This is a genomic window from Flavobacterium sp. NRK1, assembly GCF_024054175.1.
GTDB lineage: Bacteria > Bacteroidota > Bacteroidia > Flavobacteriales > Flavobacteriaceae > Flavobacterium.
This window is the reverse complement of the sequence record NZ_JAMXLA010000008.1, coordinates 1-519: the sequence shown is the minus strand read 5'-3', so window position 1 is coordinate 519 and position 519 is coordinate 1. Positions and strand designations below refer to the sequence as shown.

General features: G+C 45.1%; 1 protein-coding gene. It reads right to left on the bottom strand.

Annotated features, from left to right (window positions below):
• Positions 1–519 (bottom strand): hypothetical protein (locus NHE85_RS16635; protein WP_252813332.1); only part of this gene is annotated, 519 nt, incomplete at both ends.

Below are 519 nucleotides of genomic sequence, written 5' to 3'. Positions count from 1 at the left end.
TCCTGCTGTTAACTTAGCCGATGTTACATTACCGTCTTTTATATTCTCGGTCTGAACCGCATTATCGGCAAGCTTGGCATTGGTTACTGCATCATCTTTTATATCTAACGTTACATCAGTAAAGGTGGCATTATCTCCTCCTGTTACTGTAAGGTCTGTAGAGGTAATGTCGCCATCAAATGATGCGGCATCAACTTCTAAAGAACCATTGGTAGTATTCTGTTTTAAACCTGTACCCGCTACACTCGAATCGATCTTGGCAGCTGTGACTGCGTCGTCGGCAAGTTTCACGGCTGTTACTGCCGCATCTTTGATATCCGAAGTCTCAACTGCCCCTGCCGCTATGTTTTCGGTCTGAACTGCATCATCAGCAAGCTTAGCATTGGTTACTGCATCAGCTCCTATCTTAGCTGTTGTTACTGCCCCGTCTGCAAGCTTTACTTCTGTAATTCCGCCTGTGGCAACACTTACATTAGCATCTTTTAATAAGGCTCCTGCTCCGGTACCTCCAATACTGAT